Below are 9,672 nucleotides of genomic sequence, written 5' to 3'. Positions count from 1 at the left end.
GGGGAGGTTCGTCCCGCAGATGGGGTCGGACCTCCCCGACTGGTGGGCTGGTCGCGCAGTTCCTCGCGCCCCTGGCGGGGCGTCAGGTGGCGCGGCGGCGGGTGATTTTGGAGCCGAGCCAGACGAGGGGGTCGTACTTGCGGTCGACCGCCCGTTCCTTCAAGGGGATCAGGGCGTTGTCCGTGATCCTGATGTGCTCGGGGCAGACTTCCGTGCAGCACTTGGTGATGTTGCACAGCCCCAGTCCGTCAGCCTCCTGTGCCGTGGCTGCCCGTCCCGCCACCGCGTCCAGCGGATGCATCTCCAGCTCGGCCACCCGCATCAGGAACCGCGGGCCCGCGAACGCCTGCTTGTTCTCCTCGTGGTCCCGGACCACATGGCACGTGTTCTGGCACAGGAAGCACTCGATGCACTTCCGGAACTCCTGCGATCGCGCCACGTCCTCCTGCTGCATCCGGTACTCCCCGGGCCGCAGGCCCTCCGGCGGGGTGAACGAGGGGATCTCCCGCGCCTTCGCGTAGTTGAAGGAGACGTCCGTCACCAGGTCCTTGAGCACCGGGAAGGTGCGCATGGGCGTGATGGTCACCGGCTCGCCGGGCGGCAGCACCGACATCCGGGTCATGCACATCAGCCTCGGGCGGCCGTTGATCTCCGCGGAGCAGGACCCGCACTTGCCTGCCTTGCAGTTCCACCGCACCGCGAGGTCCGGAGCAGCCGTCGCCTGGAGGCGGTGGACGACGTCCAGCACCACCTCGCCCTCGTTGACCTCGACCTGGTAGGGCGTCAGCTCCCCGCCCTCCGCGTCGCCGCGCCAGACGCGGAACTCGGCCGTCCAGCTCATGACTCAGCCCCCAGCTCCTCGTCGGTCAGGTACTTCTTCAGCTCGGCCCGGTCGAACAGGGCCAGCAGGTCCGCCCGGATCGGCGGGTTGGGCTTGTGCACCAGGGCCACCTGGCCGCCGCCGTTGTCGGGCTTCTCCGCGAGCGCGCAGACGAGGGCGACCCGCCGCCACTGCGCCGACATCTCGGGGTGGTCCTCCCGGGTGTGGCCGCCCCGGCTCTCCGTCCGCTCGAGCGCCGCGCGGGCCACGCACTCCGAGACGAGCAGCATGTTGCGCAGGTCCAGGGCCAGGTGCCAGCCCGGATTGAACTGGCGGTGGCCCTCGACGCCGGCCCGCTCGGCGCGTGCCCGCAGCGCGCCCAGGCGTTTCAGGGCCTCGGCCATCTCGCCCTCGCGCCTGATGATGCCGACCAGGTCGTTCATCGTCTGCTGCAGTTCCTGGTGCAGCGTGTAGGGGTTCTCGCCGCCGTCGGCCGAGAAGGGGGCCAGCGCCTCCGCCGCGGCGGCGTCCACCTGTGCCTGGTCCACCACCGGACGGTCCGTCAACTCCCGTGTGTACGCGGCCGCGTGGAGGCCGGCGCGGCGGCCGAAGACCAGCAGGTCGGAGAGGGAGTTGCCGCCGAGCCGGTTGGAGCCGTGCATGCCGCCCGCCACCTCGCCCGCGGCGTAGAGGCCGGGGACGACGGAGGCGGCGGTGTCCGGGTCCACCTCGACGCCGCCCATGACGTAGTGGCAGGTCGGCCCGACCTCCATCGGCTCGGCGGTGATGTCGACATCGGCCAGCTCCAGGAACTGGTGGTGCATCGACGGCAGCCTGCGGCGGATCTCCTCCGCCGGGAGCCGGGTCGAGACGTCCAGGAAGACCCCGCCGTGCGGGGTGCCGCGACCGGCCTTGACCTCGGAGTTGATGGCCCGGGCCACCTCGTCGCGGGGCAGCAGCTCGGGCGGCCGCCGGTTGTTGGCCTGGTCGGTGTACCAGCGGTCGGCCTCCTCCTCCGACTGCGCGTACTTGTCCCGGAACACGTCGGGGATGTAGTCGAACATGAACCGGCGGCCCTCGCTGTTGCGCAGCACGCCGCCGTCGCCGCGGACCGACTCGGTGACCAGGATGCCCTTGACGGAGGGCGGCCAGATCATCCCGGTCGGGTGGAACTGGACGAACTCCATGTTCAGCAGAGTGGCCCCGGCGAGCAGCGCCAAGGCGTGGCCGTCGCCGGTGTACTCCCACGAGTTGGACGTCACCTTGAAGCTCTTGCCGATGCCGCCGGTCGCCAGCACCACGGCCGGCGCCGCGATGACGAAGAACCGTCCGGACTCGCGCTGGTAGCCGAAGACCCCGGAGACCCGCTCGCCGTCCTTGAGGATGCGGGTGACCGTGTACTCCTGGAACACCCGGATCCGGGACTCGTGGTCGCCGGTCTCCCGGAAGTCCTCCTGCTGCAGCGAGACGACCTTCTGCTGCAGCGTCCGGATCAGTTCCAGGCCGGTGCGGTCGCCGACATGGGCCAGGCGCGGGTACTCGTGGCCGCCGAAGTTGCGCTGCGAGATCCGGCCGTCCTTGGTCCGGTCGAAGAGCGCGCCCCAGGCCTCCAGCTCCCAGACCCGGTCGGGCGCCTCCTTGGCGTGCAGTTCGGCCATCCGCCAGTGGTTGAGGAACTTGCCGCCGCGCATGGTGTCGCGGAAGTGCACCTGCCAGTTGTCGGCCTCGTTGACGTTGCCCATGCTGGCCGCGATGCCGCCCTCGGCCATCACCGTGTGCGCCTTGCCGAAGAGCGACTTGCAGATGACCGCGGTCCGCAGCCCCCGCTCCCGGGCCTCGATCGCGGCCCGCAGCCCGGCGCCCCCGGCGCCGACGACGACCACGTCGAAGTCGTACCGCTCTGCTTCGGTCATGCGTGGGGCCCTTTCTCGGACTCAGAAGAAGCGCGGGTCGCTGAAGGCCCCGCTGGCGAGCAGGTACACGTACAGGTCGGCGACGGCCACACTGATCAGGGAGGCCCAGGCGAGCTGCATGTGACGGGCGTTCAGCCTCCCGACCCAGGTCCACAGCCGGTAGCGGACGGGGTGCTTCGAGAAGTGCCGCAGCCGGCCGCCGACGATGTGCCGGCAGGAGTGGCAGGACGCCGTGTAGGCCCAGATGAGCACGATGTTGACGAGCAGGACGAGGGTGCCCAGACCCATGTGGCCCCAGTCGCCGGCGGGGTTGCGGAAGCCCAGGACGGTGTCCCAGGTGAGCACGCCCGCGACGAGGATCGCGAAGTAGAAGAAGTACCGGTGGACGTTCTGCAGGATCAGCGGAAACCGCGTCTCCCCGGTGTACCGCGCGTGCGGCTCGGCGACGGCGCAGGCGGGGGGAGAGGACCAGAACGCCCGGTAGTAGGCCTTGCGGTAGTAGTAGCAGGTCAGCCGGAACCCGAGCGGGAAGATCAGCACGATCAGCGCGGGGGAGAGCTGCCACCAGCTGCCGAAGAGGGCCCAGTCGGCGCCCTGTTTCATGTCCGGGCAGTTGGCGGCGAGGCAGGGCGAGTAGAACGGCGAGACGTAGGGCGCGGCGTAGGCGGTGTGCAGGCCGAAGAAGGCCCGCCAGGTGGAGTAGCCGACGAAGGCCAGCAGGCCCAGCGCGGTCACCACCGGGCTGAGCCACCACCGGTCCGTGCGGAGCGTCTGCTCCGGCAGGGCGGCCCGCCCCGGTGTCCGCACGCCGGTCACGACGCGTCCCGCTCGTGCCGACAGCCGACGCCCTCGTCGTCGGCGCCCTGCCACCAGGCCGGGTCGTAGTCGGTGTCGGGGATCTCGACCAGCCCCTCCTGCGCGGGGACGCGCTGTGCTCCCAGCTCGCGCCGCAGGGCTTGCAGCGCCCGCTCCATGACGTCCAACTGCCGCCGGATCTCTTCCTCGCGACCCACGAGCACCTCCTGACCGACGCCAGAACCCATGCTGATCGAGTGTGACCTCCGTCACCCCACGAAGGGAAGTCTTGTGCACTCGCTTGGGGGCACCCCCCAGGGCGCGAGGGACCCACCACTCGGGGAGGTTCGTCCCCTCCAGGGGGTCGGGCCTTCGTGGGTGGTGGGTTCCTCGCGCCACGCGGCGGAGCCGCACATATCCGCGGCCTCGCGCCCCGGGGGGTGCAACTGGCGGTCGCCTGAATGAGTGGCCGTACGGCACGCGCCGACGTGTCGTCAGGAGGCGGCGGACCGACCGGCGTTACGTGGGGGCGTGGTGAACTCGTCGCGTACCCGCCGTGGTCTGTCCGTACTGGTCTGCGCCGCTGTCGCGCTCATCTGCTCCGCCTGCACCTCCGGCAGCGGGGACAAGGGGGCGTCGGGCTCCGACGTGGCCTCCTCCGGAGGGGGCAAGGTCCAGGTGGGCGGCACCCTCCACTGGGCCGTCGACGCCGTCCCCGCCGACCGGGACGTCTTCGGGGCCGCCGCCACCGACGCGACCGCGCTGGCCGCCGAGGCGTCGCTGCCGACGCTCTTCCGGCTGGACGACCGGGCGCGGCCGGTGCTCGACCAGGACTACCTGGTCAAGGCCGAACAGACGTCCGCCTCGCCGCAGACGATCATCTACACGCTGAACCCCAAGGCCGTCTGGAGCGACGGCTCCCCGCTCTCCGCGGCCGACTTCGCCGCCCAGTGGAAGCGGCTCGCCGCCGCCCACTCCGCCGACGGGTACGACCGGATCGCCTCCGTCGGCCAGGGCGCGGACGCGCACCAGGTGAAGGTGGTCTTCAGCCAGCCCTTCGGGCCCTGGCGCGGTCTGTTCACGCCGCTGTACCCGGCCGCCGGGAAGAACCTCGACGCCGGGCCGTTCACCTACAAGGCCCAGGACGCCAAGGCGCTCACCCTCGTCCGCAACCCGCGCTGGTGGGGCAGCCAGGTGCACCTCGACGCGCTGGCGCTCACCGCCGTCGCACCCGCCGAGCGGATCGCGGCGCTGCGCGCGGGAGCGGTCGACTACGCCGACCTCTCCGCCGCCGTCACCGACTCCGGGCAGGCCCCGCCCGCCGTGGCGGGCACGACCCTGCACCGCGCCGCCGCACCGGCGTACGTCCAGCTGACGTTCAACGGGGCGACCGGCCCCCTGGCGGACCCGCAGGTACGCCACGCCGTCGCGGACGCCGTGGACCGGCAGGCGCTCGCGGACGCCGTGCTCAAGCCGCTGTCGCTGCCCGCCACGCCGCTGGGCAACCGGCTGCTGATGGCGGGTCAGCCCGGCTACCGGGACGACAGCGCAGAGCTCCAGGGCGGTGCGGCGAACGCCGCGAAGCTGCTCGACGCGGCCGGCTGGAAGACCCCCGCCAACAGCGACGCGGCCCACCCGGCCACTCGGACCAAGGCCGCCAAGCCGCTCGCGCTCACCCTGCTCACCCGCCAGGGCTCGGCCACGGACGCCCGGCTGGCGTCCCTGCTCACCGCGCAACTGGCCGCCTCCGGCATCCAGCTGACGACCCGTCCGGTCGCCGCGGCCGACTTCGTGAACCCGAACCTGGCCCAGGGCCGCTTCGACCTGGCCCTGTTCGCCTGGCCCGCGTCCCGCTTCCCCGTCGCCGACCAGCGTGCGCTGTACGAGAAGCCGCAGGTCGCCGTGGACGGCTCGGTCGAGGCCGGGCAGAACTACTCCGGCACCGGCACCGACGAGATCGACAGCCTGCTGGACCGGGCGGTCTCCGCGCTGGACGAGAAGCAGGCCGCGTCGCTGGCGAACCAGGCCGACCGGCGGCTCTGGCAGGTCGTGCCGAACCTGCCGCTGTTCCAGTCCCCGGAGCTGGTGGCCACCAGCGACACCCTGGTCAACGCGGGCGCCTTCGGCTTCGCGACGCCGGACTTCACCCGGCTCGGCTTCACGAAGAAGAGCTGATCAGCCCCTCCACCACGCCGATCCGGGCCAGGCCGGGCGCGCACGTCCGCGCCCGGCCGAGGCTCGCCGCGGCCCCGGCCAGGTCGCCGGCCCGCGCCTGCGCGGCGGCGAGGGTGCACAGCGCGTAGCCGCGAGTGGTCAGGTCCAGGGGGAGGCTCAGCGCCCGTCGCGCCGGCCGGACCGCCTCGGCGGGCGAGCCCGTGAGCAGCGCGCGGGTGGCCGGCAGCTCGGAGGAGCGGAGGAGCCTGCGCGGGCCGTGCGCGTGCAGCAGCCGGAGCGCCGGCTGCGCGTCGTCCACGGACAGCTCGCCGCTCTCCACCGCATGGCAGGCCGCCCGTGCCGCCAGCAGCCGCAGTTCCTCGTCCGGCTCGGTGCCGTGGCCCTGCGTCGCCAGGCGCAGGGCCTCCGCGCAGCGGCCCTCGGCCACGGCGAGCGCCACGCGGAGCTGAAGAGGCGTCAGCGTTCCTGCCGGGTCGCCGAGTTCGGCGTGGGCCCGCTCGAGGTCGCCCCCGGCCAGCGCACGCGCGGTGGCGAGTCCGACGGGGTCGAGGGCCCGGGCTCCGGCCTCGTCCCGGTTCCATACGGGTGCCGGCCACCAGCCCAGATGCCCGGCCTTCCGGCCGCCCGCCCACAGCACGAGCCCGATCACGGTGAACAGGACCATGCCCCGTCCCACGCCCCAGAGGAAGGGGTGGCCGCTGAGCAGGAGCAGCTCCGCGACGCCCAGACCGACCGCGACCCGGCCCAGGGCCAGGACCGCGAGCCGTGACCGGAGTCCGGCACGGGCCACCACGGAGCCGTGCGCCCACAGCAGGGGGAACGGCACGGCATGGAAGGCGACCGTGGTCCGCCGGCCCCGCCGCACCCGCAGCAGCGGCCCGGTGCCGACGACGAGCAGGGTGGGAGCGACGCCGGCCACCCGGCCCGGCAACAGCGGCACCAGATGGGCCAGTTGCAGCGCCAGCAGTCCGCCTGCGGCGGTGGACAGCCCCGCCGCCCAGCCGGCGTAGCCGGCCTGGTAGCGCTCGAAGCCGGGCAGCAGCACGGCGCAGCAGGACATCAGGAGTCCCGCGAGGAGCATGCTCGGAAGCGAGCGGAGGGGCCGGGCGGGTGCGGGGGCGGCGGGCGCCGCGATCTCGGTCACGGCGGCGGATCCTGCCAGCTCGCAGGCCCGATGGGTAGAGGCGGGGCGTCACCCCGTACCATGGGAGGCAGCCGTGCTGTGTCCAGACGCGCGGCGGTGGACCGGCGGTGGTGGCGCAGTGGAGCGTCAGGAGCCCGCCTCGAATCGGGAGAACTGTACTCCGTATGCCCACGCGCAATGACATCCGGAACGTCGCCATCGTCGCGCACGTCGACCACGGCAAGACGACGCTGGTGGACGCCATGCTCAAGCAGGCCGGCGCCTTCGCCGCGCACCAGCACGTCGACGACCGCGTGATGGACTCGAACGACCTGGAGCGCGAGAAGGGCATCACCATTCTCGCCAAGAACACCGCGGTCAAGTACCACCCCAAGGGTGGCGGCGAGCCCATCACGATCAACATCATCGACACCCCCGGCCACGCCGACTTCGGTGGCGAGGTCGAGCGCGGCCTGTCCATGGTCGACGCGGTCGTGCTGCTGGTGGACGCCTCCGAGGGCCCGCTGCCGCAGACCCGCTTCGTGCTCCGCAAGGCGCTCCAGGCGAAGCTGCCGGTGATCCTCTGCATCAACAAGACCGACCGCCCGGACTCGCGGATCGACGAGGTCGTCAACGAGACCTACGACCTGTTCCTGGACCTGGACGCGGACGAGGACCAGATCGAGTTCCCGATCGTCTACGCCTGTGCCCGCGACGGCATCGCCTCGCTGACCAAGCCGGAGGACGGCACCGTCCCGGCCGACAGCGACAGCCTGGAGCCCTTCTTCTCCACCATCCTGGAGCACGTCCCGGCCCCCACCTACGAGGAGGGCGCGCCGCTCCAGGCTCACGTCACCAACCTGGACGCCGACAACTTCCTCGGCCGCATCGCGCTGCTCCGCGTCGAGCAGGGCGAGCTGCGCAAGGGCCAGACCGTGGCCTGGATCAAGCGCGACGGCTCGATCCAGAACGTGCGCATCTCCGAGCTGCTGATGACCGAGGCGCTCACCCGCAAGCCGGCCGAGAAGGCGGGCCCGGGCGACATCTGCGCCGTGGCCGGCATCGCCGACATCATGATCGGCGAGACCCTGGCCGACACCGAGAACCCGGTCGCGCTGCCGCTGATCACCGTGGACGAGCCGGCCATCTCGATGACCATCGGCACCAACACTTCGCCGCTGGTCGGCAAGGGCGGCTCCGGCAAGGGCGCGGACGCCAAGTCCGGCGCCAAGGTGGACCGCAAGGTGACGGCCCGTCAGGTCAAGGACCGCCTGGACCGCGAGCTGATCGGCAACGTCTCGCTGCGCGTGCTGGACACCGAGCGCCCGGACGCCTGGGAGGTGCAGGGCCGCGGCGAGCTGGCGCTGGCCATCCTGATCGAGACCATGCGCCGCGAGGGCTTCGAGCTGACCGTCGGCAAGCCTCAGGTGGTCACCAAGGAGATCGACGGCAAGATCCACGAGCCCGTCGAGCGGCTGACGGTCGACGTGCCCGAGGAGCACATGGGCGCGGTCACCCAGCTGATGGGTGTGCGCAAGGGCCGGATGGACAACATGTCCAACCACGGCTCGGGCTGGGTGCGCATGGAGTTCGTGGTGCCGTCGCGCGGTCTGATCGGATTCCGGACGGAGTTCCTCACCTCGACCCGCGGCACCGGCATCGCGCACTCGATCCACGAGGGCCACGAGCCCTGGTTCGGCACGCTGACCACCCGCAACAACGGCTCCCTGGTGGCCGACCGGGCCGGTGTGGTGACCGCCTTCGCGATGACCAACCTGCAGGAGCGCGGCGTCCTCTTCGTCGAGCCGGGCACCGAGGTCTATGAGGGCATGATCGTCGGTGAGAACTCCCGCTCCGACGACATGGACGTGAACATCACCAAGGAGAAGAAGCTCACCAACATGCGGTCCTCGACCGCGGACGTGGCCGAGTCGATCGTGCCGCCGCGCAAGCTCTCGCTGGAGCAGTCGCTGGAGTTCTGCCGCGAGGACGAGTGCATCGAGGTGACCCCGGAGACGGTGCGCATCCGCAAGGTGATCCTGGACCAGCAGACCCGCGCGCGGAACCGCGGCCGGGCTGCCAAGGGCTGAGCCGCACGCGGNGACCTTCCGGTCCGACGGCCTTTTTGCTCCATCAGACGGTAACTGAGCGTAGTGGCACCTTCCCCGAGTGTCAGTGTCCTGGTGTACGGATATCGGTGACAGCATGTCGATAGGAAGGGAGTAGTGTCCGTTTCGGTACTCCTTGCAACCAAGTGGGCCTGACCAGGTTGCGAGACATGAGTCACAGGCGTGTGATCAAACCGCAATGCAATTTGGTCAGGGGCATAGCCGAGAGTGACGGATAGTAGGAACGACGCTCGGGTCACCGGGCCTGCTGCCGACTCGGTCGGACAGGGCTCGCGAGCACACGCGCGGCGCATCCAGGGGTGGATGGGCGGCGCACCGGAACGACTTGCACAGCAGCACGTCTGAGGAGGCACATCCATGCGTGGAGCCACCCGCGCCAAGTTCGCGGCTGGGGCCGTCGCCATCGCCCTCGCCGCCACCGCCTGCAGCAGCAGCGGGAGCTCCAGCTCCAGCAGCGGCTCCGGCAACGGCAGCGGCATTGTGACCGCCTGGTGGGCGGACCCGCAGAACCCGCTCGAGCCGGCCAACACCAACGAGGTCAACGGCGGCGCCGTCCTCAACATGATCATGCGTGGCCTGATGCGCTACGACCCCAAGACCTCCAAGGCCGAGAACGACCTGGCCGAGTCGATCACCTCCACGGACCAGCAGAACTGGACCGTCAAGATCAAGCCCGGCACCAAGTTCTCCGACGGCACCCCGGTGACCGCCAAGTCC

8 protein-coding genes are annotated in these 9,672 nt (G+C 71.4%); 3 read left to right on the top strand and 5 right to left on the bottom strand.

Going from position 1 to position 9,672, the window contains the following annotated elements:
• Positions 1–82 precede the first annotated feature (82 nt).
• From ACFP3V_RS21920 to ACFP3V_RS21905, 4 genes are read right to left on the bottom strand one after another with little or no spacing between them, the layout of a single operon-like run.
• Positions 83–841 (bottom strand): succinate dehydrogenase/fumarate reductase iron-sulfur subunit, encoded by a 759-nt coding sequence (locus ACFP3V_RS21920; protein WP_380586024.1) that lies wholly within the window; start codon positions 839–841, stop codon positions 83–85.
• Positions 838–2,733, bottom strand: a complete 1,896-nt coding sequence (locus ACFP3V_RS21915) for a fumarate reductase/succinate dehydrogenase flavoprotein subunit (RefSeq protein WP_380586022.1) — start codon at positions 2,731–2,733, stop codon at positions 838–840. Before ACFP3V_RS21915 ends, ACFP3V_RS21920 begins: the two co-directional genes overlap by 4 nt.
• A 21-nt stretch (positions 2,734–2,754) precedes the next feature.
• Positions 2,755–3,549, bottom strand: coding sequence for a hypothetical protein (locus ACFP3V_RS21910; RefSeq protein WP_380586020.1), 795 nt, complete (start codon positions 3,547–3,549; stop codon positions 2,755–2,757).
• Entirely contained in the window at positions 3,546–3,776 is a 231-nt protein-coding gene (locus ACFP3V_RS21905; RefSeq protein WP_380586019.1) for a hypothetical protein, read from the bottom strand. Before ACFP3V_RS21905 ends, ACFP3V_RS21910 begins: the two co-directional genes overlap by 4 nt.
• Before the next feature lie 283 nt (positions 3,777–4,059).
• Here ACFP3V_RS21905 and ACFP3V_RS21900 point away from each other — a divergent pair, with 283 nt between their 5' ends.
• Positions 4,060–5,703: an ABC transporter family substrate-binding protein gene (locus ACFP3V_RS21900; protein ID WP_380586017.1), complete on the top strand. Its 1,644-nt coding sequence runs from the start codon at positions 4,060–4,062 to the stop codon at positions 5,701–5,703.
• On the opposite strand, the gene ACFP3V_RS21895 is transcribed toward ACFP3V_RS21900, so the two are convergent.
• A complete protein-coding gene (locus ACFP3V_RS21895; protein WP_380586015.1) occupies positions 5,687–6,847 on the bottom strand; it encodes a tetratricopeptide repeat protein in 1,161 nt (386 codons plus the stop codon). The two genes, ACFP3V_RS21900 and ACFP3V_RS21895, sit on opposite strands and share 17 nt — an antisense overlap.
• Positions 6,848–7,011: 164 nt before the next feature.
• Between ACFP3V_RS21895 and typA the strand changes: the two genes are divergently transcribed.
• Positions 7,012–8,916, top strand: coding sequence for a translational GTPase TypA (typA, locus tag ACFP3V_RS21890; protein WP_380586013.1), 1,905 nt, complete (start codon positions 7,012–7,014; stop codon positions 8,914–8,916).
• A gap of 396 nt (positions 8,917–9,312) precedes the next feature.
• Positions 9,313–9,672: ABC transporter substrate-binding protein (locus ACFP3V_RS21885; protein WP_380586011.1), on the top strand; the 360-nt coding region annotated here is incomplete at its 3' end.

It is taken from the genome of Streptacidiphilus monticola, from assembly GCF_042658505.1.
GTDB classification, from domain to species: Bacteria; Actinomycetota; Actinomycetes; order Streptomycetales; family Streptomycetaceae; genus Streptacidiphilus; species Streptacidiphilus monticola.
The sequence above is the reverse complement of the archived record's forward strand: the minus strand, read 5'-3'. Positions and strand labels throughout refer to the sequence as shown.